The organism is Paenibacillus rubinfantis, from assembly GCF_001486505.1.
GTDB classification, from domain to species: Bacteria; Bacillota; Bacilli; order Paenibacillales; family Paenibacillaceae; genus Fontibacillus; species Fontibacillus rubinfantis.
In genome coordinates this window covers 1,291,619-1,316,610 of sequence record NZ_LN909066.1, presented here as the reverse complement: position 1 = coordinate 1,316,610, position 24,992 = coordinate 1,291,619, and the positions used below count along the sequence as shown (strand labels likewise).

Annotated in this window: 19 protein-coding genes; 11 read left to right on the top strand and 8 right to left on the bottom strand. The window is 53.7% G+C overall.

The genetic code is table 11. The features are described 5' to 3' along the window. Nucleotides 1–54: 54 nt before the first annotated feature. Nucleotides 55–921, bottom strand: coding sequence for an IS3 family transposase (locus BN3277_RS25875; protein ID WP_232436524.1), 867 nt, complete (start codon nt 919–921; stop codon nt 55–57). 26 nt (nt 922–947) lie between these two features. Then, complete coding sequence (locus BN3277_RS25870; RefSeq protein ID WP_059046659.1) at nt 948–1,640, bottom strand: helix-turn-helix domain-containing protein; 693 nt, start codon at nt 1,638–1,640, stop codon at nt 948–950. A gap of 231 nt (nt 1,641–1,871) precedes the next feature. Between BN3277_RS25870 and BN3277_RS23530 the strand changes: the two genes are divergently transcribed. Continuing rightward, nucleotides 1,872–2,066 carry a hypothetical protein gene (locus BN3277_RS23530; RefSeq protein ID WP_148501111.1) on the top strand — a complete coding sequence of 65 codons (195 nt, stop codon included), beginning with the start codon at nt 1,872–1,874 and terminating at the stop codon, nt 2,064–2,066. Between the two features lie 140 nt (nt 2,067–2,206). Here the strand turns inward: BN3277_RS23530 and BN3277_RS23525 are convergent, their stop codons facing one another. The 4 genes from BN3277_RS23525 to BN3277_RS23510 all read right to left on the bottom strand — a co-directional run bounded on the left by BN3277_RS23525 (nt 2,207) and on the right by BN3277_RS23510 (nt 6,717). Beyond that, nucleotides 2,207–3,238, bottom strand: a complete 1,032-nt coding sequence (locus tag BN3277_RS23525) for a Gfo/Idh/MocA family protein (protein ID WP_059046855.1) — start codon at nt 3,236–3,238, stop codon at nt 2,207–2,209. Nucleotides 3,239–3,257: 19 nt separating this feature from the next. Next, nucleotides 3,258–4,376 (bottom strand): Gfo/Idh/MocA family protein, encoded by a 1,119-nt coding sequence (locus tag BN3277_RS23520; protein ID WP_059046853.1) that lies wholly within the window; start codon nt 4,374–4,376, stop codon nt 3,258–3,260. 4 nt (nt 4,377–4,380) lie between these two features. Continuing rightward, nucleotides 4,381–5,229 (bottom strand): sugar phosphate isomerase/epimerase family protein, encoded by an 849-nt coding sequence (locus BN3277_RS23515; RefSeq protein WP_059046850.1) that lies wholly within the window; start codon nt 5,227–5,229, stop codon nt 4,381–4,383. Nucleotides 5,230–5,550: 321 nt separating this feature from the next. Then, nucleotides 5,551–6,717, bottom strand: a complete 1,167-nt coding sequence (locus BN3277_RS23510) for a Gfo/Idh/MocA family protein (protein WP_059046849.1) — start codon at nt 6,715–6,717, stop codon at nt 5,551–5,553. A 296-nt stretch (nt 6,718–7,013) separates the two neighbouring features. Here BN3277_RS23510 and BN3277_RS23505 point away from each other — a divergent pair, with 296 nt between their 5' ends. From BN3277_RS23505 to BN3277_RS23490, 4 genes are all read left to right on the top strand, one after another. Continuing rightward, nucleotides 7,014–7,841 (top strand): AraC family transcriptional regulator, encoded by an 828-nt coding sequence (locus tag BN3277_RS23505; protein WP_059047476.1) that lies wholly within the window; start codon nt 7,014–7,016, stop codon nt 7,839–7,841. A gap of 233 nt (nt 7,842–8,074) precedes the next feature. Then, entirely contained in the window at nt 8,075–11,188 is a 3,114-nt protein-coding gene (locus BN3277_RS23500) for a discoidin domain-containing protein (protein ID WP_059046846.1), read from the top strand. Nucleotides 11,189–11,382: 194 nt separating this feature from the next. Then, complete coding sequence (locus tag BN3277_RS23495) at nt 11,383–12,258, top strand: AraC family transcriptional regulator (protein WP_059046844.1); 876 nt, start codon at nt 11,383–11,385, stop codon at nt 12,256–12,258. 287 nt (nt 12,259–12,545) lie between these two features. Then, nucleotides 12,546–13,034, top strand: a complete 489-nt coding sequence (locus BN3277_RS23490) for a low molecular weight protein-tyrosine-phosphatase (protein ID WP_059046842.1) — start codon at nt 12,546–12,548, stop codon at nt 13,032–13,034. A gap of 614 nt (nt 13,035–13,648) precedes the next feature. Here BN3277_RS23490 and BN3277_RS23485 read toward each other — a convergent pair. Both BN3277_RS23485 and BN3277_RS23480 read right to left on the bottom strand, forming a co-directional pair. Continuing rightward, nucleotides 13,649–14,542, bottom strand: a complete 894-nt coding sequence (locus BN3277_RS23485; RefSeq protein ID WP_059046840.1) for a carbohydrate ABC transporter permease — start codon at nt 14,540–14,542, stop codon at nt 13,649–13,651. Nucleotides 14,543–14,563: 21 nt separating this feature from the next. Continuing rightward, on the bottom strand, nt 14,564–15,535 hold the full coding sequence (locus BN3277_RS23480) for an ABC transporter permease (RefSeq protein WP_059046838.1): 972 nt from the start codon (nt 15,533–15,535) through the stop codon (nt 14,564–14,566). 248 nt (nt 15,536–15,783) lie between these two features. Here BN3277_RS23480 and BN3277_RS23475 point away from each other — a divergent pair, with 248 nt between their 5' ends. The 6 genes from BN3277_RS23475 (at nt 15,784) to BN3277_RS23450 (ending at nt 24,991) form a co-directional block, all read left to right on the top strand. Further along, nucleotides 15,784–17,358, top strand: coding sequence for a response regulator (locus BN3277_RS23475; RefSeq protein WP_059046836.1), 1,575 nt, complete (start codon nt 15,784–15,786; stop codon nt 17,356–17,358). Then, on the top strand, nt 17,336–19,162 hold the full coding sequence (locus BN3277_RS23470; protein ID WP_059046834.1) for a sensor histidine kinase: 1,827 nt from the start codon (nt 17,336–17,338) through the stop codon (nt 19,160–19,162). The genes BN3277_RS23475 and BN3277_RS23470 overlap by 23 nt, the downstream gene beginning before the upstream one ends. A gap of 136 nt (nt 19,163–19,298) precedes the next feature. After that, nucleotides 19,299–20,939, top strand: a complete 1,641-nt coding sequence (locus BN3277_RS23465; protein WP_059046833.1) for an ABC transporter substrate-binding protein — start codon at nt 19,299–19,301, stop codon at nt 20,937–20,939. 403 nt (nt 20,940–21,342) lie between these two features. Next, nucleotides 21,343–21,684 carry a helix-turn-helix domain-containing protein gene (locus BN3277_RS23460; protein ID WP_059040846.1) on the top strand — a complete coding sequence of 114 codons (342 nt, stop codon included), beginning with the start codon at nt 21,343–21,345 and terminating at the stop codon, nt 21,682–21,684. A 20-nt stretch (nt 21,685–21,704) separates the two neighbouring features. Then, on the top strand, nt 21,705–22,589 hold the full coding sequence (locus BN3277_RS23455; protein WP_059041932.1) for an IS3 family transposase: 885 nt from the start codon (nt 21,705–21,707) through the stop codon (nt 22,587–22,589). Between the two features lie 302 nt (nt 22,590–22,891). Continuing rightward, nucleotides 22,892–24,991, top strand: coding sequence for an alpha-galactosidase (locus BN3277_RS23450; RefSeq protein ID WP_059046831.1), 2,100 nt, complete (start codon nt 22,892–22,894; stop codon nt 24,989–24,991). Nucleotide 24,992: the final 1 nt, after the last annotated feature.

The window sequence follows — 24,992 nt, the reverse complement described above, 5'->3', positions numbered from 1 at the left end:
GAAAAACTATAAGATTTATACACACTGCCTGCCGGTTTACGGCGGGCAGTGTGTTTATGCAGCTTGCAGATAATTATTATGGAATTCCATCGGTGTCATAATCTTCAGTCGACGCTGTAAACGCCGGTTGTTGTAGTAAATGATATAATCCGATATTGCCTTTACAAGAACATCATGGTCAGTAAAGCGATGCCCATAATACATCTCACGTTTCAGTATTCCCCAGAAGCCTTCCATCGGTCCATTATCAATACAGTGTGCCACTCTCGACATACTCTGCTTCATATGCGACTGCTGAAGCCGCGTATAGAACTCTCTACTTGTATACTGGAATCCCCGATCGCTGTGGAAGAGCGGGTGTGCGTCCGGCTCAAGCTGTATAGCTTCATCAAAGGTGTTCATCACCAGTGGATTATCATTATGGTCACTGATTTTAAAAGCCACGATTCTGCGGTCATATAGGTCGAGGATAGCGCTCAGATAGACCTTACGTACTTCTGTACCCGTGCGGTACTTAAACTCGGATACGTCTGTCAGCCACTTCTGGTTTGGAGCCTCGGCATGAAACTCCCTGTTCAGATAGTTATTGGCGATATGGTATGGGTTGCTAGAACCCCTAGTACAGCTCTTGGATTTGTACTTTATACAGGAGTGAATTTGCAACTTCCGGTTGATATTTAGAACCCGTTTGTCATTAACCTTGATGTCATGATATATTGCAAGTTCATCACGGATTCTGCGGTATCCCATATCCGGATGCTCATCGTGAATCTCCCGAATTTCTCTAGCAATTTCCTCATTCTCGATCTGATGTCTACTCTTCGGGCATTTAAGCCATCTGTAATAAGCGGATCGCGCGATGTGCAGATATTTACACAGTTTATGGACAGGATAATGCTTCTCTTCAGAAAGCTCCTTAATGGCTTCGTATTCGCATTGATGCCTGATCAGAGTAAGTGTCGTCGCCCCCTCTCCAAATCCCTTACTTTTTTTAACAGGTCATTTTCCATCTGCAGGTCAAGTTTTTCACGTTCCAACTGAACAATACGATCGCGTAATTCCTCTTCGGGCGTTCTGCCTGGTAACGTACCGGCACGCCGTCCCCGTCGATCCTCAAGACCGGCAGAGCCCATCGCCTCGTACCTTTTCACCCAGTTACGTACCTGCTGATAGGAAACCCTGTATTTTAGGGCAATAGCCCCATAATTCTTATTGTTTGTCAGGCAGTCCTGGACTATTTTTAACCGCTCTTCCGGATTGGTGTTTCTTGCCTTTCTCATGTAACTTCCTCCAGTCGTGGATTTGAGAGTCCCATGAGAATTATACACCTTTAACCATTGATGGAGTTGGTCTCGTGAACGTATATGGTATTTCTTACAAATTGTACTTTGACTTCCAACTCCGGATAGGTATTCAGTAACAGCTTTTAGCTTCAGCTCCGTCGAATATTTTTTATTCTGCTTCTGATCCATTAAAGCAGTAGGGCCATCTGCCTCGTAAAGTCTAACCCATAGAGCAATGGTACCCGGATCCACATTTGCTTCTTTTGCTGCATACGCTCTACTTATTTCACCTTTCAGATACTTTTCAACCAGATTTACTTTCTCCTCTGTCGGTATCCCTTTCATTGATTTGGACATGAAAAATACCCCCATATAGGACATGTTATATTTCATTGTCCTATATAGGGGTAGCTTATCAAAACAAAGGTGGCCGCTTTTTTTAGGAGGCGGAAGGGAGGAAAAAAGAACTTAAGGTGTTTTGTACCCTTACGCGGCCGGAACCGCAGCGTTATGATAAGGAAGGATCAAACAGGAAAGATTCATCCAATTATGGAGATCTTTTACTCATTATCGAAAGGAGGTGGGAGCGTGATGTATATGAACGATTTGGATGTTGCCAAACAGCATATTCGGGATCTTCGCAAGGAGCTGGATCGGTGCAGACTGGCCGAGCAAATCCGGCGCAGCGAGCGGGAGAAGCCAAGGAACGAGCGGACCAAGGTACCCATAGGCTTGAATTCGGTACTGATTTCTATCCTCTCCAGGATGAGAAACCTGCTGTAACCTCGGCTGTACTCTCCGGTAAGTTCCCCGATACCCCAAAAAGACCGCCCCTCGTAAGAAACGGTCTTCTCTCTTCGTGCAACGTTATTCCATTTGCCGTTTGTTTATGTCGTAAGTTCCCAGTTCTCTATTGCTCGTGCTTATCTGGAATCCCGCGTCCGGGAGGAACGGTACAGCTCTGCGATGAGGCGCAGCGTTTTGAGGCCTTCCTCGGCGCCAATCGCAAAGCGTGTTCCGGATCGGACGTGGTCGTAGAAGTCGGCGATCAAGAGTTGGTGGCTGGAGCCCCAGTAGGATTTGCCGATGATTTGGCCTGCGTCGTTAAGGTTCGCCGGCGGCTCGCAGACCAGGCTCTCATGACCGTCCCGGGTCAAATACAGGTTTTCGTTCCGCTGATGCAGCGTGCCGCCTTCAAACACCAGCTCCAGCTCAACCGGGGTGTTGGTTAGGTATGCATTGGTGGCGTAAAACAGCCCGCGGGCGCCGTCCTTAAACCGGAGGCTGGCATGCGCCGTATCCTCCACCTCGATCACGTCGCCAAGGGCGTCGGCGGTGACGCTCCCCTGGACGGAGACGACTTCACCGCCGAACCATTGGAGCAGGTCGAGCGTATGGATCGCCTGATTGATCAGCACGCCGCCGCCTTCCGTTGACCAGCGGCCCCGCCATGGGCTGTCGGCATAATAAGCCTCGTCCCGGTGCCAGGTGACGATACCTTTCAGGCAGATAAGCCGGCCCAGCGTTTTCGACTCTAGGAATTCGCGGATTTTTTGGGACGAGGCGTTATAGCGATTTTGAAAAACAACGCCTAGCTGCGCTTCGCTAAGGCGTGCTTCCGCCAGTACGCTCTCCGCGGCCTCCAGGTGATGCGCCAGCGGCTTTTCCGTTAGCACATGTTTCCCCGCCCGCAGCAACTGCGTCGCCATCTCCGCATGTAGGTGATGGGGCGTACATAGGTGGACGACCTGGATGTCGTCACGATCCAGCAAGGTCAGGTAATCGGTTGCCGCTTCGCAGGAATACGGGGTTGCTGCCTCCTTTGCCTTGGCAGGGTCGCTGTCGACGACCACTTTCAGCTGTACGCCTTTGAGCTGCTGTACCGCCCCGGCATGCAGCGGAAAAATCGCTCCACAGCCGACGACGGCCGCGCCAATCGGTTCTTGCATCGTCATCGTTAGGTCCCTTCCTGTCCTAGTAAGTTGGGGTGACGCGAAGCGCCAGTTGCTGAGCTTTTAAACATAACTCCGCGGCTTTGAAGGCGTGTTCTTGGGTCATGGCGTTTTCGGTGCGGTTCAAGCAATCCAGAATCAGCTCGCCAAAGAACGGATAGCCCACCTGCCCGCGTACGGCAAAATGCTGCTCCCCGTCCCGATTCACCAGGTAGACATGGTCGCCTTCCGCCTCCCTTGCCACGTCGACGTATTTGCGCAGCTCGATGTACCCTTCGGTGCCGAGGAGGAACATCCGCCCGTCTCCCCAGGTGCTGAGGCCGTCCGGCGTAAACCAGTCCACGCGGAAATATTGCGTTGCCCCGTTATCCCCGACCAGCGTAGCGTCGCCGAAGTCCTCCAGCTCGGGGTATTCGGGATGATGATAGTTGGCTACCTTGCTGTGCAGCACTTGGGCATCCTTGCACCCGGTGTAGAACAGAAACTGCTCGATTTGATGGCTGCCGATGTCGCAGAGGATTCCTCCGTATTTGTCCTTCTGAAAAAACCACTCCGGCCGCGAGCCCGCATTCAGCCGGTGTGGACCAAACCCGGTTACCTGCAGCACCCGCCCGATCGCCCCTTGCTGAACGAGCTGACCGGCGTACACGGCGGATTCCACGTGCAGGCGTTCGCTGTAATAGACCATATATTTGCGGCCGGTTTCTTGAACCTTTTGGCGCGCGGCTTCCAGTTGATCCAGGCGAGTGAACGGCGTCTTATCGGTAAAATAATCCTTCCCGGCGTCCATCACCTTGAGGCCCAGCGGGCCCCGCTCCGACGGGACCGCCGCCGCAGCGACGAGCCGCACCTCGGGGTCGGCGAGCACTTGCTCCAGGCTGTCCGCCTGGGCAGCTTGCGGGTATTGCTCCACAAACGCCTGGACTTTGGCAGGGTCGGGATCGTACACCCATTTTAAGGTCGCTCCGGCTTCGATCAGGCCGCCGGTCATGCCGTAAATATGCCCGTGGTCGAGGGCTACCGCGGCAAAGGCGAATTCGCCGGGTTTCACGACGGCATTCGGCCGTCCTTTTGGGGCATAGTTCATCCCGTCCTTCGCTTGAAAAGCGGGCTGCTGTTGTTGATCCGTCGGCGTCGTCATCGGCTTACACCCTTTCGTGGATAAACTCGGCGAACTTGCGGAGCATCTCTTTCGACGTGTAATGGCCGCTGAAGTCCTCAATGCCGAGGTAGCCGTCGTAGCCAACGGACTTCAAGTCCCGAAGCAGTAGGCCGTAATCGATCACGCCGTCCGCCAGAGGCGACCAGCCGCAGCGCCAGGCCACCGTACCGTCCTCACGGGTTCCGGTTTGCGTCCAGGCGGCGTTTTTGACGTGGACATGGGCGAGATAGGGGCCGAGCAGCTCCAGGCCCATTTTGAACTGCTCGTAGCCTTCGTACACCATGTTGCCCGGATCGTACAGTACGCCGATTTGATCGGGATCGCAGTGGCTGACGAGCCGATGGGCCAGGCCGGCGCTGGGGGCGATCGTCAGATGATGCGTTTCCACCACCCCTTTGACGCCGTATTGCTTAGCTAAACGTTCAGCTTCCTTCAGATAGCGCACCGTTCTGTCGTACAGCTCGGGGTAGGGCGTTGAACCGTCATATCCGGCTGCGCCGACGCGGATCATTTTGGCGCCCAGCAGGCGGGCGACCGAGAACACGCGCTCCGTCTCCTCCAGATCCAGCGAGTTCAAATAAGGCGTGATGCTGGCGACCTCAAGCCCCTCGGCTTCGGTGATGCGTTTGAAGCGCAGCAGCTGCTCTTCCGTTGAAGACGGGTCGATCGAGCACAAATTGTTGCGCCAATACGACGGCTTTTCGCCGGCTGCTTCTGCAGGGACTTCCTTATAACGCCACTCCACGCCGTGGAGTCCGGCTTCGCGCGCGGTTTGCACCAACTCCTCCGGCGTCAAATCCGGCGTGGATACGGTAAATACGGACAATTTCAAGGCTATCGCTCCTTTTTCTTAGGGATTTAGAGAGGGGGCCTAGCTTCTTTCTCCTGCGTGTCTCAAATAAGGTGAAAGATTCACTCTATATCGCGCACTTCCCCCCCATGTTACGAAAATAAGAACAAAAATTAACGCTATTTTGGTCAACTACGCTGATTTTGGCGGAGATTGAGTGAAATAAGAATATAAAATCATCTTATTTCGGCGGAAACTAGTGTTTTTGAGCCAATAGGGTGACAAAATCACTCTATTTCTCGGCAACCGCAACGAAGAGGCCTTCATCCCGGCCTATTCCTGTCTCGGCGTTCCCACACCGCCTTAATGCGTCCCCGACACGTCCAGCACCTTGCCGCTGCCGCTGTCTTTGCGGAGCGAGGAGGTGTGGATCTTCTCCTGCAGCTTGGCGTAGAACAACTCCTCGTCCAACGGCAGATCCACCCAGTCGTCGGTCCAGGCCGACAGGTGCATGGCGTTGGAGAGCGTCAGGCCGAGGATGCCTTCCTCGCCGGGGGCCAGCAGCTTCTCGCCGCGCAGCAGCGCGTTCGTGAAGTTCTGCAAAATCCCCTTATGCTGCGGTCCGTCGCCGCCGCTCACCGGGATTTCGCATTTCCAGCATTCCGGCTGGCCGAAGCCGCCGGTATACTCCGCATTAAACTGCGGCTCGGGTACGCGCAGTCGCCAGAACGTGAGCTTGCCGTCCTCCACCACGATTTTGCCGTTGTCGCCGGTCAACTCAAAACGGTTTGTCCCCGGCGCTTCGCCGGTTGTGGTGACGAACAGGCCGGTGGCGCCGTTTTCGTACTCCACATAGGCGGTCACGTCGTCCTCGACTTCGATGTTGCGGTATTTGCCGAAGTGGCAAAACGCGCGGACCCGCTTCGGCATCATCCCGGTCGTCCACTGCCACAGGTCGAGCTGGTGCGGGTCCTGGTTCAGCAGCACGCCGCCGCCTTCCCCGGCCCAAGTGGCGCGCCAGCCGCCGGAGTCGTAGTAGCTTTGCGAACGGTACCAGTTCGTGATGATCCAGTTCGTGCGGCGGATCGTGCCCAACTCCCCGGACAACACAAGGTCGCGCAGCTTGGCGTACAGCGGATTCGTCCGCTGATTGTACATGATGCCAAACTGCTTGCCGGATTTCGCCGCCGCTTCATTCATCTCGCGGACCGCTTTGGTGAACACGCCGGCCGGCTTCTCCACCAGCACATGGTAACCGCTCTCAAAAGCCTGCACCGCCAGCGTCGGATGATCATAATGCGGCGTGGCGATCAGCACCGCATCCATCGCCTCCGAAGCAAACAACGCTTCCGGGGAGTCAAAGGCCAACACCGTCTCCGGCAGATGCTCCTTCGCCCATTTCAAACGCTCGGGGTTCGTGTCGCATACGGCGGTCAGCGCTGCGCCCCGGATCTCGCCGCCGCAGAGGTTTAATGCATGGGGTGTGCCCATATTGCCGATGCCGATGATGGCGAAACGTATTTTGTCCATATAATCGCTCCCTGCCTTTCCCTTAATGGTAGTTCAAAAAGTCATCTTCGGATCACGAAGCCGATTCGAGGAAGTGAATGAGCCTCATTCTCTGTGTCTTGTCAGCTTTTATGTAGTAGTTCTGTCGCTCTTAGCTTAGCTTGAATCGGAAGGGTTGAGAATGGCACGGATTAAGACGGTTTTGCACAAAATTAAGGTGTATTCGATAAATGGGGATGCTACAATGAGAGAAGAATCCTTGAATGTGGAAGGGCTTACAATCGGGCAAAGGAAATCGGACAAAGGAATGGGATGCGATGAATGAGATGGATCTGCTCGCCGGGCGCTTGCCCGAGAGCTTGACTGTAACCGTGACGCATGCGCAGCTGAGAGGCGGCTTTCCCGGTTGGAACCGGACGGAGCTGGCTCCAAGCTTCAATCGGCTGTATTTTATCGCGGAGGGGGAAGGTTCGGTGATCATCAACGGGGAGACGTATTCCCCTCGGCCGGGCCAGTTGATGATTATGCCGGCAGGAACCAGCCAGACAACGTATACGAACCCGGACAATCCCTACACGCGATATTTCTGCCATTTCGACGCCCAGGTAGGGGAATGGCCGCTGTTTCACGCCGGGAGCAAGCTGTACATCAGCGATGCCGGGAACCCGCAGGAGGTTCGGGCAACCTTTGACGAGATGATCCGCCAATTTCAGTCGGGAGGTCCCTTTGCCGGGCTGCGCATGCAGGCGTGTCTGCTGAACCTGCTCGCCTGCTGCCTGGAGGAGGGCGGTTACCGCGATTATTTGAAGGATTATATGCAATTTACGGAACGGAACAAGCTGAGCGGTGTGTTGAAATATATCCAGGAGCATCTGCACGAACCGATTGAAATTGAGACACTGGCCGACATCGTCCATTTGCATCCGAATTATTTTATTCCTTATTTCAAAAAAATCATGGGAGTTACCCCCATGCATTACGTTCAGCGCAAACGGATGGAGGAGGCGAAGCGGCTGTTGACCTACACGGACGACAGCATCGCTGATATCGCCGATCGGCTGGGCATGCAGCTGGCGCATTTCTCCCGCCAGTTTAAGAGTCATGCCGGGATTTCGCCTACCGCATACCGTGCCTGCACACGTTGATCTGCTCCATACGAGCTTAATCGCTCTCCGCCAACCCCCACGCTCTCTGCGCTTTGATGCGCAGGGGGCTTTTTAATGCGCTCCCGTTTGATGTAAGGCATTTTCCTGTATAGATCTTTACATTGCGGTATAGCTGCGGGACAGGCCTGTTCTTAGAATGAGGATAGAAAAAACATCCAGTTCTGGCATCGCAAACCGAAGTTCCACCAATTCAGATTGAGGGAGGCGTTTTGGTGAAAAGACGTTTACGGACAAGGAAAACCATGTTGGGGGTTATCTTGCTATTGGCCGGGACACTGGCTTTCTCCGGCTCCTTGAAATCCGCGCAAGCCGTTCAGGCGGAGGAAGAGGCCGGGGCTTATGCCCGGAACGGCAACATCGTGCAGGCGTCAAACGGAAGGGTTTCGCTGGTTTACGATTTAACCCAAGGAACCGGCAGCTTGTCGTGGAACGGACAACCGGTCGTGCAGCAGTTCGAGGCGAGCTTTCGCGAGGAAGGCGGCGCTATACGGTCCACCCGGGAGGCGGTGGAAAGCACGGCGGAGTGGACCAAGCTGAAGCCGGACAAGTACGGCAAAAACGGCCGCAAGCTGACGATTCACAGCGAATTGTCCACCGGCGAGCAAATCGATTTAAACTTTTACTTGTACCCGAAGGTTTCGTACCTGTTGACCGACATGCAGGTGCAGCAGGCGGAAGGTCTAACCGTGGAGGAGCTGACCCCTATTGCCGCACAGCGGATTGAGATCGGGGCGGGCAACGCGAAGAAAATTTTTACGACGCCATATTCCAATAATTTTGATTTCGGGGTCGCACCGGTGGACGATTTCGGGAAAAGCCAAAACGGGGCGGACCGCTTTGCCGGCGAGCAGCTGACCTGGGACGATTTCAACGGGATCAGCCATTGGGTTGCGGCGGTATTTGATAACGAGAACAAGCACGGGTTTGTAGGCGGGGCGGCGACCGTCCAGAATTGGAAAAGCAGCCAAAAGCTCGGCGAAGCGGAGCTTCCCAACGGACCGCTGACCGGCTTTTCCCTGTACAACTGGGGCGGGAGTCATAGCGGAACGACGGTGTCCTCGGATTTGTTTTTCCTCGGGTATTATGACGATTACCAGCATGGCCTGGAGGAATACGGCACCGTCTATAACCAGGGTGAGCCCCATATGGAATGGGACGGCGACGTGCCGATGGGCTACAATACGTTCTACTCGCATGACCGTTATGCCACCGCCGAGGCCATGTATGCGATGGTTGACTACGTAGCGGAGCATTTAAAGCCGCTGGGATATGATTACTTCAATCTGGACGGGGGGTTTCAACCGGAAGGCGGCCTGCCTTTTGAACAATCGATTACTAAATTCATCGACTACGTGCATGCCCAAGGGCTGAAAGCGGGCGGATATTCGACGCCGTTTACGATCTATGAGGAATGGCTCGATTTGCCGATCGAAGGTACAGGTTTGACTCATCGCGACATCTGCCTGAAGGACAAACAGGGGAATCTGATCAAAACGTACCTGGGCACGTATGCGCTGGATCTCAGCCACCCGGTTTCCCAACAGATCGTGAAGCGGAACATCGACGATTACATCCGTTGGGGCTACGACTACATCAAACTGGACTTCATCGATATGGGGATGTATGAAGGCCAGCATTACGATCCGACAGTGAACGGAATGCAGAACTACCGGATCGGGATGGGGATCATCCGCGACGCCGTCCTGGCGGCAGACCGCCCGATTTACATTAACGAGTCGATTGCCCCGCTGCTGCCGGCTGCGTTTGCCCATGGCCGTCGGACCGCTTGCGACACGTCGCTTGGCGTCGCCAGCTACTCCGGCATCGAGCGCCAGGCGTTTAATACCGCGGCTTCCTGGTGGACGAACGGAACGCTCTACGAATACAACGACCCGGACATGATCATTCCGCAATATGTGATCCAAGGGTTCTGGTACAAGTTCAGCCAGCAGGACGCGAAGCTGTTGAACACGGCGGTAACGCTGGGCGGGGGACATTATCTGATCGGCGACAACCTGCCATTTATCGACGAGGATCGGTTGGCTTGGCTGCATCATGAGGAGTTGCTTGGTTTGGTGAAAAAAGGACAGGCGGCAAAGCCTCTGCAAATGACCGATTTCTACCATCAGGAGGCGCATTCCCCTGCGGTCACGGTGCTAGAGCAAGGGAAGGACAACCGCGTGGTTGGGTTGTCCAACTGGACGAACCAGGCACAGGACTTCCAAGTCAATATGGCTGATCTGGGCCTCAAACCCAACAAAAAATACCAGCTGACCGAGCTCTACAACGGGCGATCGCTGGGTACCGTGCAGGGAACGTTAACGTACTCGTTAGAAGCGAAGGGCTCAGCCGTTATTCAAATCACAGGTTCAGGTAAACCGGAGCCTGCGGACCCGCTGCCCACGAATTTGGCTTTTGACAAGCCAGTTAACGTCTCCTCGACCTGGGGCGATCCCGGGTATGAAGCCGATAAACTGAACGACGGCGATCTCACGACGCGCTGGAACGCAGCGGATGGGCAACAGAACGATCAATGGGCGGAAATCGATTTTGGCGTGGAAACGAAGGTGAACCGGGTCGTCGTCAAGGAGTTCCGGGATCCCAATTTCAAAACGGCCAACTATACACTCCAGTATTGGGATGGCTCGGCTTACCGGAACATTACAAAAGGATTCACGTTAGGCGATAACCGGACGCTGACGTTCCCGGAGGTGACGACATCCAAACTGAGACTCTATCTGAATACGAACTATGGCGTGCCTTCGATCTATGAGCTGGAAGCTTATTACGTTCCTGGGGAGAGCGGCAGCCGCATCGATCAGGATGACAGCGATATTCGGTATGATTATTACTCCGATGTGCGGGCGGGCATCCAGCGGATGCAGACCTTCACTTTAGAACATGCGGATTTGCCGAAACTGGATGTTTACATTTACGAGAGCTACCGGAATGAGGTGCCGAAGGACGCTTATTACTTTGAACTGGTCGCGCTGGATGATCAGGGCCAACCGGCGGAGAAGCTGTTTACGGCTTCGCTACCGGCTTACAACATCCCGGGTTCGATCTCACCCTATTCGATCTACCCGCAGTTAAAAGGACTTGATACGAGCAAAACGTATGGCTTGATCCTGAAATCTCCCGGCTCGGACTATACGCCAAGCACGGACAACAACTATGGGTTTGCCTACAGTGATGAGAACCCTTATGCCAGCGGGGAAGCCAAGCTATCCACGGACGGCGGGGTGACCTGGTTCGCGGAGGCGAATCGAGATTTGATTTTCACGTTGTATACAGCTGCCGATTGGACGGATGAAGAAACGCCATAAGGTTAAACAGCAGGGGGGAGGCCTTGGGGCCTTTCCTCTGTTTGTTTTGAGTTGGTGACAACCTCCTATTTCGATATACTGATACCAAACTCATTTCGCCGGCTCGGTCTGGACTCCCCGCAATACCGGTGCGCGGAAAGTCGGATGGGGACGGAGGAGACTTGTTATGCTGGGAACCAGAGGAGGTGCAAACGATGGATGTGCTAAAAAATATGAACGAGGCGTTGAACTATATTGAACGGAATTTGACGGACGAAATCGATGATGAGGAAGTTGCCCGAATCGCCGTTTGCTCGGTGTATCATTTCAAGCGGATGTTTTCGTTCCTGGCCGGGATCCCGCTGTCGGAATATATCCGCCGCCGTCGGCTCACGCTGGCTGCTTTCGAGCTGCAGCAAGGATCGGTGCGGGTGATCGATCTAGCGGTCAAATACGGCTACGGTTCCGCCGATACGTTTACCCGGGCGTTCCAAAGCCTGCATGGCATCACGCCGTCGGAGGCGAGGGAGCCGGGAGCGCCGCTCAAAGCGTATCCTCGGATGACCTTCCAACTCACCATACAAGGAGGAAACGAAATGAATTATCGGATCGTGGAGAAAGAGGCTTTTCGGATCGTCGGTTTGCACAAACGGGTGCCGATCCAATTTCAAGGGGTAAATCCGCATATTGCGGAAATGGCGCTAAGCTTAACCCCGGAGATGATCACTCAGCTGAAGGGGCTGGCTAATCTCGAACCCGCCGGGATGATCAGTGCGTCAGCCAACTTCTCGGAGGGGCGCATGGAGGAGCAAGGGGAGTTGGACCATTATCTCGGCGTGGCGACCACGCAGGCTTGCCCGGACGGTTATGCTTCGCTGGAAGTGGGCGCATCGACGTGGGCGGTGTTTACCGCGGTTGGCCCGTTCCCGGAGACGCTGCAAAACGTTTGGGGACGGATTTATTCCGAGTGGTTCCCGTCCGCTCAATACGAGTTGGCCGAAGGACCGGAGCTCCTGTGGAATGAAAGCCCGGACACGTCGTTGCCTGATTACCGAAGCGAAATCTGGATTCCGGTCGTGCGCAAAAGCTGAAGCTTCGACTGAGCTGTGGTTGTTCTCGGGCCTTAACCAGTTCGTTCAAGTTCAAAAAGTCGACTTTTCAGCACCGAGAAGGTTGGATGAAGACCGGGAATGAGTAGCAGAGCGTAGATGGATCTACGCGAGCAACGGGAGATCCGGCTGAATTCAAGATTCGACGTCGAAAGTGCTTCATGTATCACCTCGTGATCAAAAGTCGACTTATTAAACCTCCTATAGTAATATCTGCTAAGAGAGTGTTGTGTAGATTAGATAGGTTATAGGAAGGAAGAAAGAGAACCATGGATAACGACAACCGCAAAGTGGGAGTTTTGTTTGTGTGCCTGGGGAACATTTGCCGTTCGCCTATGGCGGAAGCCGTGTTTCGGCATTTGGTAAACGAAGCCGGAATCAGCGAACAATTTGCGATCGATTCGGCCGGGACCGGGAATTGGCATACGGGGAATCCGCCGCATCACGGCACGCGCCGTATTTTGGATCAATACGGCATTTCCTATGAGGGATTGCAAGCACGGCAGGTGGCGGAGGACGATTTTGCCAAATTCGACTATATTATCGCGATGGATAACCAGAATGAACGCGATTTGAAGGCGTTGGCCCGGCAGGCTGATGCGAGGATCGTGAAGCTGCTTGACCTGGTGCCGGAATCGCAGCTGAAGGAGGTTCCCGATCCGTATTACACGGGGAACTTCGAAGAGGTCTACGGCTTGGTGCAACAAGGCTGTCGCGCTTTGCTGGAGTTAATCCGGCGGGAAAAAGCACTTGGCTGAGCTTGAGTTTGGCCTAAGAAGGCCCAACTTGGCCGATGCAGGGGGAAGCTGGTCTTAATTACCTAGCCGGGTGGACTAGCAGGTGGCGCGTGGCGGCCGGACCTTTGCAGCGGCTGCCCGATCGAGGGGGGAATGTTGTAAAAAGTACAACATTTCCGAGGGTCTCCACGCCGAAACGGCTGAAATGTTGTAAAAACTGCAACATTTAAGCCGCCAAACAGCGAGGTGAGCCAGAAATGTTGCAAAAACTGCAACAATTCTCCCTCGACTCGCCCAAAGCGCCATAAAATGTTGTACGAAATACAACATTTTGCTCTTTGGCAAATGGGGAAGGAACGCCCGATCGTACGCGCATGTTCGGATGCAGGCAAACTAGTCCACTAAGCACCTGTGCACGCATGCACACAATTCAGCCAGCAACCAAACGCACACATACCCAAGCATTCAATCACCAGGTAGCCATGCGCATACGTAATACGTACCCAATTGCGCAACAAGCCACCAACCATGCGCATACGACGCTACAAACTAGTTATCAACCAACTAGATCCCCCCTCACAATAACAAACCCGTCCGGCAACCGCCGCGACGGGTTTCTTCATAATAAACCAAAGTTAGCTTTTGATCGCGCCCATCATGATCCCTTTGACGAAATACTTTTGCACGAACGGGTACACCATGATGATCGGCAGGGTCGCCACCATCGTGACCGCCATCCGGATGCTTTCGCTGGAAACCGGGATGCGTTTGGCGTTCTGCGCCAGCTGCTGGGCATCGGTCATCATCGCGCCGGTTTGGAACTGGTTGAGGATTTTCACCAGGACGGCCTGCAGCGTTTTGAGCTCTGGCTTGTACGTATAGATGTAGGAATCGTACCAGGCATTCCAGTGGCCGATCGCCAGAAACAAGCCGATGGTCGCCAGCACAGGCACGCACAACGGGAGAACGATGCGGACGAAGATTTGCAGATCGTTGGCCCCGTCGATTTTGGCGGATTCCTCGATTTCACCGGGCAATTGCTCGATGAAGGTGCGGACGAGAATCATCAGGAACACGCCGATCAGCCCCGGGAAGATAAACACCCAGAACGAATCGATCAACCCCAGCGCCTTGATGACCATATACGTCGGAATCAGGCCGCCGCCAAAATACATCGTAAACACGAAGAAAAACGAGAAATACTTCCAACCGAGCAAATACCGTTTGCTTAAGGTGTAGGCCAGCATGGAGATGCAGACGATCGACACCGCGGTTCCGATCACCGTCCGCAGCGCCGTTACCTGCAGGGCGCTCCAGATTTCCGGGTTTCGAAAAATCGTGACATAGCTGGCGAACGTAAACTCCCGCGGCCAGAAATACAGGTTGCCGCGCAGCGAGTCGGTGGCGTCGTTCAGCGAGATGATCAGGATGTTCCAGAACGGATAAAACGTGACGAGAAAGATGCATGTCAGGAACAGGTATAGGGCAGTGTCAAATAGATGCTCGGTAATCGTTTTATGGTTTTTCATGCCGTTTCCTCCATGCCAGGTTTAAAACAAGGACTGGCCGTTGATTTTTTTCGCGATGTTATTGACGATGACCACGATGATAAAGGCAACCACCGAGCTAAACATGCCAACGGCGGCCGCGTACGAGAACATGCCGTTCTGAATCCCGTACCGGAACGAGTAGGTCGACAGCACGTCGGAGTAGTCCTTCGTCAGATCGTTCCCCAGCAGGAAGTGCTGGTCAAAGCCGGCGTTCAGAATGCCGCCCATGGCCAGGATCAGCAGGATCACGATCGTCGGCTTCAGATGCGGGAGGGTGATAAAGCGAATCTGCTTAAACCGGTTCGCCCCGTCCACCTTAGCGGCTTCGTATAGTTCCGGGTTGATGGAAGAGATCGCCGCCAAATACATGATCGAGCTGTAGCCCATATCCTTCCACGTATTGCCCAAGGCGACGATCCACCAGAAGTACTTGCCGTTCTGCAGGAACAGGATGCTCTCATTGGTGATATGGAAGAACTTCAGCAGCGCGTTCACCGCCCCGTCCGAGGACAGCAGCGTAACGATAATGTTCGCCGCGATCACCCAGGAGATGAAATACGGCAAATACGAGGACGTTTGCACGATTTTTTTGAATTGAACGTTTTTGATTTCGTTAATCGCCAGCGCGATCAGAATCGGCATTGGAAACGAGAACAGGAGCGTAATCATCGTCGAAGCCAACGTGTTGCGCATGATGATCAGGAAATCGCCATTGTTAAAAAAATACTGGAACCACTGCAGCCCAACAAACTCGCTGTGGAACAGGCTATACCAGAACTTGCCGAGCGTCGGCTGGTAATTCACGAACGACATATACAAACCGGCCATGGGAGTATAGGCGAACAGGATCGCCCAGATCAGCGCCGGCAGCATTAAGAGAAAGAGATATTTCTGCTGTTTGAAGATCGGCCAAATTTTTCGGCGCGGGATTTTCAGTTCCGTACCTTTGTGTAGATTCAAGTCGGTTTGCATAGCGGCACCTCGCATTGGATTCTTAGTCGTGAACGTTCAGCTGTACTGCTTAAAAAAATTATAAGACCCCCGAAATTTCAATGTCGATAAAGCAAAGTATCGAATCATGCTTGAAAATAACTTTCATGCGTAAGGAGGATTCAGCTCGCCCATATGTAAGCGCTATAATTAAAGTGGCGATGCAAGGAACTGCCATTGCCTGCGACAATCCGTTATAGTAAGGCTGCATATGAAGGGGGCTTGCGGACATGTACAGCATTTTTCTGGTGGATGACGAGGAACTGGAATTGGAGATGATGCGGGACTTTATCCGTTGGGAGGATATGGGGATCTATGTCGCCGGTGTCGGCATCAACGGGAAGGACGCCCAGGAGAAAATACATGCCATTCAGCCTGACATCGTATTGACGGATGTACAGATGCCGTTGATGAACGGACTGGAGCTGGCCAATTGGGTCAGCGAGCAATATGAAGGAACACAGATCGTCTTCTTGACCGGTCACGATGAGTTTAGTTACGTCAAATCGGCGCTACACGTTGGCGCGGTTGGTTATTTGCTCAAGCCGCTAGACCTGGAGGAAATCTCCGAGGTGATGGGGCGGGTGAAGCAGAAATGCGAAGAGGTGCGTTTAAAATATAAATCGATCCAGATGACCAAAGCCAAGCTGTTCAAAGAGCTGCTCCACGAGCCAGAGGCGGCCCGGCGGGAGCGGCTCGCGGCTGAGCTGGGCAAGCTGGAACGGCGGGAGAAGGTTGCTGCCGGTTCCTATACGCTGGCGCTTTGCAGCGTAGACCGTAACGCCGGCGGCGGGGACCTTGCGGGTCCGACGGTGGAAGCCGCTATCTCCCGGTTGCCGGAGGTGGCGGAGGAGTATTTTCGCGCGGTCCGCAAGGACGCTGTTGTTGCCGCACTCCAGGAGGGGGAGCTGGCGATCTTTAGCGAAGCCGGAGGCCTACCGGGCGTGACACGGGAGCAATGGGGGATGCTGCAACAGACGATTCGAGGGCTGCTGGGGTTGTCGGTGACGCTGGCGGTTGGTGGCGAAGAGGCCAAACCGGAACAGATCGCCCGGCTATATGAACCCTCGCGCGCGCTGATCGAGGAGCGGTTTTTCGTGGGGGTGGGGCAGATTCTTTTCGCGGGGGAAGTCAAGCCGGGGTATCGCTACGATACGCTGCCGCCCTTCCCGGAGCAGGAATGGAGGGAGGCGTTGCAGCAGCTGCGCGGCGAGGACGTGGAAGGCATCCTGCGCGAGTTTCTGGCGAATGTGCGCCAGCTGCGAATTAACAAGCCGCTGGTGTTCGAATGGGCCATTGACCTGCTGACCCGCCTGGAGGAACAGCTTCACAGCCCCGGCCTCAACGGTCATGCCGAGCCGCCGGTCAAGCGCGCGGCCCTGTATCAATCCGTATACGATTGCCAGACGTTGCAGGAGCTCGAGACGGCCATTCAGCGGGCAGCCACGCATTACTTGGAGCTGCGGATGGAGCGTTCCACGGACAAAAACGCCAAGCTTGTCCAGCAAGTGTGCCAGATCATCGACAGGACGTATCACGAACCGATCACGATCCAAAGCTTGTCCAGCCAAGTCTACTTGTCGCCGAACTATTTGCGGTCGATCTTCCGGGACAAAACCGGTATGACGATCCATGACTATCTGACGCGCATCCGGCTGGAGAAAGCCAAGGAAATGCTGGCTGATCCTTCCCTTAAAGTGCAGGATATCGCCCAGAAGATCGGCTATGAAAGCACGTCCTATTTCATTTCCTTATTCGTGAAAAACCAAGGAGTCACGCCCAATGAATATCGAAAAAACCTTTAAGAAAACGGAGGGCGGGGTCCCCCTATTCCGGCGTTTGTCCCTGTTCCGGCACCACTGGTACGCCAATCTGCGGCTGCGCAATAAGCTGTTTGTTATTTTCCTGCTCGTGTCCTTCATCCCGTGTTCTGTGCTGATTTATTATTCTTATACCTCCACGCGGGATACGATCACCGAGCAGACGTACGCCTCATTAAACGGTACGCTGAACCAGATCAACACGAACCTGGAAAACCGGCTGGGGTACTATAATCAACTGACCAATATTCTTTATATGGACGCGCAACTGCGGAATTTCCTGTCCAACGATTATGAGCAGGCTTTTTATTATCTGGATGCGTTTCAATATATCAATCGTACAATGTCCTCCATGATGATTTCGAACGCCAATATTCAGGGCATCACCATCTATATTGATAATAAGACGCTGTATTCGGACAAACAGTACATCAAATATACCGAGGAGCTGCCGGAAACGGTAAAGCAGCAAGCGCTCAAAGCGGCGGGGAGTCCGGTGTACACGCATATCGATGATCCGCAGACCGGGACGTCTTACGTTACACTAGCCCGTTCGCTGAGTTACTTTAGCCTGTCGCACCCGTACGGCATCCTGACGATCAACATCGACGACAAGGAAATCTATTCCCTGATCGAAAAAGAAAACGTCAATAAGAGCGTCTACATCATCGACGGCACCGGACGTGTAATCAGTTCCGGAGATACGACGATGAAGGGGCAGCAGCTGTTCGATCTCTATCCGATTCAGGCGAATTTGACGCTGTCCGGCGGGCAGTTCGACACGCGGATTGACGGGCAGGAGCGGTTTTTTACGTTTAAAAAACTCAGCAACGGCTGGACAACGGTGATTACCGTCCCTTATGACGAATTGCTGGCCAACACGAATAAGGCGACCAAGCGGATCGTCTGGATTTCCGTCACGGTGATTGCGGTCGCGGCGTTGTTGATATTTCTGACGGCCAAGGTGATTACGAAGCGAATCGAGGTGCTGCTGCAGCAAATCCGTAAGGTGGAGCGCGGGGATTTCCAGGTGAAGCGTAAGCCGATGGGCAACGATGAGATCGGGCAGCTTTCCTATGCGTTTCAGAAAATGACGGCGAGAATCCAGGAGCTGATCGACGAGGTGTACCTGAAGGAAATCGCCGTGAAGGATTCGGAGTTGACGACGTTGCAGGCGCAGATCAATCCGCATTTTCTGTACAATACGTTGTCTTCGATCTCCTCGCTGGCCATGAAGGAAGGCAGCACCCAGGTGTACCAGATGGTTAGCCATCTGTCGAAGTATTACCGGATCTCGCTGAACAAAGGCAAACGGGTTGTCCTGTTAGAACAGGAAATCCAGCTGGTCAAAAACTACGTGTCCATCCAGGCCATTCGTTTTCGCGGGATGCTGCATATGCATTACGATTTGGACGAGTCGTTGTTTAATCGAACCGTGATCAAGCTGATCCTGCAGCCGTTTATCGAGAACTGCATCAACCATGCGATCTGGAACGACGCTGGGATCCATATCATCGTCAGGCTGAAGGCGGAAGGCGAGGATCTTCTGCTGCAGGTGATCGACGACGGGCAGGGCATGACCCGACAGCGGCTGGAAGAGGCGTTCAGCAAAGCCAGCAATCAATCCGGCTACGGCATCAAAAACGTCGACGACCGGATCAAGCTGGCCTATGGGGAAAGATACGGCGTGGAGATCTTCAGCCGGTTAGGGATCGGGACGAATGTGACGATTCGCCTGCCGCTGAATCCAAACGCATCCGAGCTGGAAACCCGGTTAAATACGGGCTAAATCGCGACCCTCTCGATGAAAGTCGTTTTCCACTATGAATAGTAACATTGCGTTATGGATAAACGGGAAGGCGCTTTTTACAATTGAGGTGAGCTTGAGGTCCAAGCGCAAAAGCACAAGAGAGGGGTTTACGCGAATGAAAAAGAAGCTGCTATTCCTGATATCCTCGATGATGATCCTCGCCCTGCTCGCAGGCTGCGGGTCTGGGAATGCCCCGTCGGCGGGGGGGGAGTCGCCTGCGGCAAACGGAGGGACGAACGGAGAGGCACCAGCGGACGATACGTCGCCGATCACGTTAACGTTGTTTGACCAGAACACGGGGGATCCTTTTACGAACCCGGTAGCGAAAGCGATTACAGAAAAAACCGGTGTATCCGTGGAAATCCAACAACCAACCGGGAATCCGGCGGAGAAGCTAAATCTGATGCTGGCGAGCAATGATTTGCCGGACATCGTGCTCATGAGCCGCGGCAGCGACATCATGAACAAATATATTTCCTCGGGAGCCGTCATTCCGCTGGATGACCTGATCGAGAAATACGGACCAAACATCAAGAAGATGTACGGAGATACACTGAAGAAGACGCGCAGTTCGGACGGGAAAAACTACTATTTGGCTAACTGGTACGGCCTGGAGCAGTATCCGGTGTTTGGTTTCCTGATGCGGATGGACTTGATGAAGGAGCTGGGCGTCGGCGACAAGGTGAACAACGGCGAGCCGTTTACGGCCGAAGAGTTCGAGAACCTGCTGAAGGCGTTTAAGGAGAAATACCCGACGATTGACGGCAAGGAAACCATCCCGATGACGCTAAACGGCGAGAATATGAGCGGGGTTACCGGCACGTTCAAAGGGATGTTTGGCATTATGCCGTTTTACGAGAAGGACGGCAAACTGCTGAAGGATATCCGCGACCCACGGTATTTGGACATGATGAAATTCATGAACTCCCTGTATCGCCAAGGCCTGCTCGACAAAGAGTGGGTAACGATGAAAACGAAGCAGTATGAGCAGAAGCTGGGGGCGGGGAATATTTTTGCGACGGCCGATGCGGGCTGGAACGTAGGGACGTCCAACGGCTTGCTGAAGGCGGATGCACCGGATCCGGCCAAGGCGGAGGAAAGACAGTTCTATCAATATAAAGTGCTGGCCCCGGGCATCGGACCGGACCAAACAACCTACGGGCCAAAGAGCTCGCTCGGCTGGGACGGCATCACCATCAGCAAAACGAACAAGGATCCGGTTCGCACGATCAAGTTCCTCGATTTCCTCGCCAGTGAGGAAGGTCAATACTTGATGATGTGGGGCGTGGAAGGCGAGCATTGGGATATGAAGGACGGCAAGCATGTGCCGCGTCAAGAAGTCTTGGACGCCTTCAAGAAGGATTGGGCGGAAGCTTCCCGCACGACAGGCATCCGCAAATGGACCTGGACGATCAAGAACGGACCGGGATCCGATGGGACCCCGTATGACCTGATCGGCCGCGGCATGACCGATCCGACGACCGACCTCGCGATCAAGAACCTCGCGGACACGTCGTTTGATACGGCGCCTTACGACAGCCTTGGCCCGGCCGGCGGCACGCCGGAAGCGATCATGGAGACGAAGGTGAACGAGACGATCAACGAGTTCTTCCTGAAGATGGCTCTGGCTCCAAGCGAGCAGGAGTTGGTTGCTTTGTACGACACCATGATGAAGCAAGTGGAATCCGCAGGTTTATCGAAACTAGAAGAGGTCTACAACAAGAACTACGAAGAGCGCATGAAATTGTGGGAATAGGGCGCTAAAGTGACGCGAGCGGCGGGGGAGTGGGTTCCTCCGCCGCTCGTGTTTTTTTTGGGGGAGGTGAGTGGTGGTGTCTATGAAGCCTCTTCCCGCCGCAAACCTGCGATGAGCGTAGATGTTGTAGTTTGTATGGTGTGGAGGGGATCCAACTGGCCGGCGTGTAGGGATCATATGTTGGGGGCCATTTTGCTCTTCGTGTTGCTCTTCTGGTGCTCTCCCTGCGGTTCCCCCTCCTTCGACGAGCAAGTGTTGCAGTATGTACAACATTTTGAGTGGGGTTAAGGGGGCTTAGGCTCAAAATGTTGCAAAAAGTGCAACATTTCTATAAAGCCCCCTAATCACTTTGGACACTTTCAGGCTAAACAATATACAATAAATATAGCTGGAGGTAGTCCGTATGAGAGTTCAGCACAGCAAGTTCGACGAATTAAGAATACAGGTCGTCGAGGAAGCACTGGACCGGGGGAATGTAGCTTTAACTGCTCGTAAACATGGAATCTCCCCCTATTCCTTGTACAAGTGGGTGAAACAATATAGGGATGAGGTGGAGATAAACATGGGTAAGAAAAAGAACATAAAGCAACTTAATGATCCACAGACAGCTCAAGAGTGGGAGCAGAAATATGAACAGGCAGCGAAACTCCTTGGCGAGAAAGAACTGGAGATCGCGATACTTCGAGATCTTGTAAAAAAAAAGTATCCCCACATCCAATTCAAGTGGCCCGAAAATGGATCCTAAAGGGCTACAAGGTAGCTCCTGTGCTTAAGATCTGTGGTGTTCCGCGTTCATCGTATTACTATTCGCTCAAGCTTACGAATCCTAAACAAGCCCCTCAAGGCGGGCGTCCCGTACCTGGATACTCCTATACCTTTGATGGGAAGAAAGTGGCCGATACGCGGATTAAACACCTGATTATGAAGCTGCTGGAAGGTGAGGAATCTGCCTATGGATACCGAAAACTCACGATTGCCTTACGCCGGCAGCATCATCTTAAGATTAACAAGAAGAAGGTGTACAGGCTCTGCAAGGATCTCGATATCCTAGGCAAGTCGGTAAAACCTAAACAGTCTTATCCACGCCGTCTGGCCAACAATATGGAGGTTACAGGACCCAACCAGCTGTGGCAGATGGATATTAAATATGGTTATATAGCCGGCCTGGAACGTTACTTTTATACCGCTAGTATTATCGATGTATACGACCGAAATGTGGTTGGACAATACCGCGGTAAGGAGTCCAAGACGAAGGATCTGCTTACCACACTACACAAAGCCCTCTTAAAAAGAGGCGTGTACGGCCAAGAAACGCCGCTGGTTGTACGTACCGACAACGGTCCACAATTCAAGAGCCACAAGTTTAGAGAGTTTTTCGAGAACAACAAAGAGTTACTGATCCATGAGAGAACACCGAACCGAACTCCAAACAAAAATGCGTACATTGAGTCATTTCACAGTATCTTGGAGCGTGAGTGTTTCAAGCGGCACGTCTTTATGAGTTTTGAAGAAGCGTTCGATGTTCTTGACCAATTCATGGACTTTTACAATAACCACCGAATTCACATGAGTTTATACGGCTACTCTCCCACTGAATTTGCAGCGAAATTGGAGAGAAACGAAGTAAACGCGTTTAAAATCGCCGTTTAACTGCGTCTATCTTAGGTTTGATCCTAAAGTGTCCAATATTCGGGGGCCCGGCCGATTTTTGCGGTTGAAGACCCCAATTGCCCTAAAATGTTGTACTAAATACAACATTTTAGGGTTTATCGCCTCATATGGGCCAGAAATGTTGTAGGTAATGCAACATTTTGACTCGCGCCACACGTAGCGCAGAATATCGGCCAGACAAAAAAGTCATTTCCCGTTATCAATCGGAACATCGTTGCATGGAACCCCGCAGGTTTCGACTTTATAATGAGGGCGAATAGGCGGAGAAGGGGTGGAGTTAAATGACCACAGACGGACATATCACGGAAAAAGTCCGCTTTTGGGCGGAAACGGATAGGCTAAAGCATTTTGATAACGGGCTTGCCCGGTTGAGCTATGATCTGGCCGGCGGCACCTTTACTTGGACCTGCCGCGAAGCGCTGGTCTGGCAAGAGATCCGCAGCGCGTTTCGGTGGCAGGGGAGGGAATACAATACCGGCCTGTATGAACGCCATGAAATGATGGGGGAGCCGAAGGAGCTAAACGATGCCTTTGGGCAAGGCCTACAGGTGGGGATTTATCATGAAAAACCGGGGTTACCGAGGGTGGAGCAATATTTTTACCTTTATGATCAGCAGCCGTTCTTCTTAATTCAGGTCGTTGTGGCAGGGGAGGCTGGGCTGAAGTTAAACCGGATTACGGTGCTGCAGTCTGCCAAACTGAGTATCGATCACGCCCCCTCCCGTCACGAGGCATCCGGGGAGGACCCATTGCATGCACTGCGTATCCCTTACGACAACGATAAATGGGTGCGTTACATTGCACAGCCGTTGCCGTGGGAGACGGAAAGCTATGAAGCGGCCGCGTTGTTTTATCCGGGCAGCCGGCGGGGCTTCGTGACGGGATCGGTGTCCCACGACGTTTGGAAGACGGGCATCCGTATTCGAAGCGAACATGCTGGTAAGCTGGACGAGTTCGAGCTGTACGCCGGGGCAGCGGGCGTGATGACACGAGATACGCAGCCGCACGGGTATGTGCACGGGCCGCGGGTGGAATCCCCGCTGGTGTTCGCGGGATATTATGAGGATTACCGCGAGGGGCTGGAGGCGTATGGCCGAGCCAATGCGGCGGTGGAGCCGCCGCTGAAGTGGGAAGGCGGTGTACCGTTTGGCTGGAACAGCTGGTCGGCGGCGATGAGCACGTTAGATTACGAGTTGTATACGTCAACCAGTGATTTTCTGAAGCGTGAAATGCAACCGCTGGGTTTTGAGAGCGGGGAGACGCTCTATATCAACTTCGACGCTTTTTGGGACCGACTGACGGCGGAAGAGATGGAGGATGCGCTAGGCCGGGTGCGGGAGAACGGGCATAAGCCAGGCACGTATTGGACGCCGTTTGCGTTCTGGGGCAGTCCGGAGCAATTCAGCCGGGAAGTGGAGGGCACGGGCGGCAAGTATACGTACGGCGAGATCCTGCTTCGCGACGCGGAAGGGGAGATTGTAGCCGATATCGCCGGCGGTCTGGCGATTGATCCCACGCATCCGGGGGCGTTGCAGCGGATCGATTGGTTTACGGAGAAAATCCTTCGCGAAGGCTTCGAGTACGTGAAGCTTGACTTCATGGCGCACGGGGCGCTGGAAGGGAAGCATTATGACCCTGTGATCACGACCGGCATTGCGGCTTACCGCTACGGACTATCTTATCTGGCGGCGAAGCTGTCGCCGGAGGCGGTTGGACGACCGTTTTTCATCAACCTGTCGATTGCGCCGCTGTTCCCGTATGCTTTTGCCCATAGCCGCCGCATTTCCTGCGATGTGTTTGGACAGATCGGTGATACGGAGTATTTGCTCAATTCGTTGACTTATGGCTGGTGGATGAATGACCGCTTGTATCGGTTTAACGATCCGGACCACACGGTCCTCTACAAAAGCTTCAACCAGGACGAGACCGGATGGCATGAAGGGCGGAGCCGCCTGACGGCATCGGTCATTGCCGGAACGCTGCTGTTGCTTGGCGATGACTTCCGCAAGGAAGGCGCCGCAGAACGCGCCAAGGCTTGGCTGGGCAATCGCGCGGTGATGGACGTCGCCCGTTTGGGGCAGACCTTCCGGCCGCTGGAGTGGGGCTTTCACGATCGAGCTGCCGATGTCTTTGTGTTGGAGGCCCCCGCTTCAGATGCAAACGGCGGAGATGCATTGTATATGGCGGTGTTTAACTTCGATGGGACGAGGGGAGCCCGAAAGACGGTATCTTTGGCGCGGGCAGGGCTTCATCCGAAGTTACTGTACCGGGTTGATGATTTGTGGGAAGGTACGGAACAAGAAACTGCAGGCGAGCTGGTTGTCGACCTGAAGCCGGCCGAAGCGAAACTATTTAAACTCACTCAGCGGACGGTGATCTAAA

Bases quoted from the DNA above. Each gene is read 5' to 3' on its own strand.
- BN3277_RS25870 (WP_059046659.1), bottom strand. From the start codon at position 1,640: ATGTCCAAATCAATGAAAGGGATACCGACAGAGGAGAAAGTAAATCTG.
- BN3277_RS23525 (WP_059046855.1), bottom strand. From the start codon at position 3,238: ATGACGATGCAAGAACCGATTGGCGCGGCCGTCGTCGGCTGTGGAGCG.
- BN3277_RS23520 (WP_059046853.1), bottom strand. From the start codon at position 4,376: ATGACGACGCCGACGGATCAACAACAGCAGCCCGCTTTTCAAGCGAAG.
- BN3277_RS23510 (WP_059046849.1), bottom strand. From the start codon at position 6,717: ATGGACAAAATACGTTTCGCCATCATCGGCATCGGCAATATGGGCACA.
- BN3277_RS23505 (WP_059047476.1), top strand. From the start codon at position 7,014: ATGAATGAGATGGATCTGCTCGCCGGGCGCTTGCCCGAGAGCTTGACT.
- BN3277_RS23495 (WP_059046844.1), top strand. From the start codon at position 11,383: ATGGATGTGCTAAAAAATATGAACGAGGCGTTGAACTATATTGAACGG.
- BN3277_RS23490 (WP_059046842.1), top strand. From the start codon at position 12,546: ATGGATAACGACAACCGCAAAGTGGGAGTTTTGTTTGTGTGCCTGGGG.
- BN3277_RS23485 (WP_059046840.1), bottom strand. From the start codon at position 14,542: ATGAAAAACCATAAAACGATTACCGAGCATCTATTTGACACTGCCCTA.
- BN3277_RS23480 (WP_059046838.1), bottom strand. From the start codon at position 15,535: ATGCAAACCGACTTGAATCTACACAAAGGTACGGAACTGAAAATCCCG.
- BN3277_RS23475 (WP_059046836.1), top strand. From the start codon at position 15,784: ATGTACAGCATTTTTCTGGTGGATGACGAGGAACTGGAATTGGAGATG.
- BN3277_RS23470 (WP_059046834.1), top strand. From the start codon at position 17,336: ATGAATATCGAAAAAACCTTTAAGAAAACGGAGGGCGGGGTCCCCCTA.
- BN3277_RS23465 (WP_059046833.1), top strand. From the start codon at position 19,299: ATGAAAAAGAAGCTGCTATTCCTGATATCCTCGATGATGATCCTCGCC.
- BN3277_RS23460 (WP_059040846.1), top strand. From the start codon at position 21,343: ATGAGAGTTCAGCACAGCAAGTTCGACGAATTAAGAATACAGGTCGTC.
- BN3277_RS23450 (WP_059046831.1), top strand. From the start codon at position 22,892: ATGACCACAGACGGACATATCACGGAAAAAGTCCGCTTTTGGGCGGAA.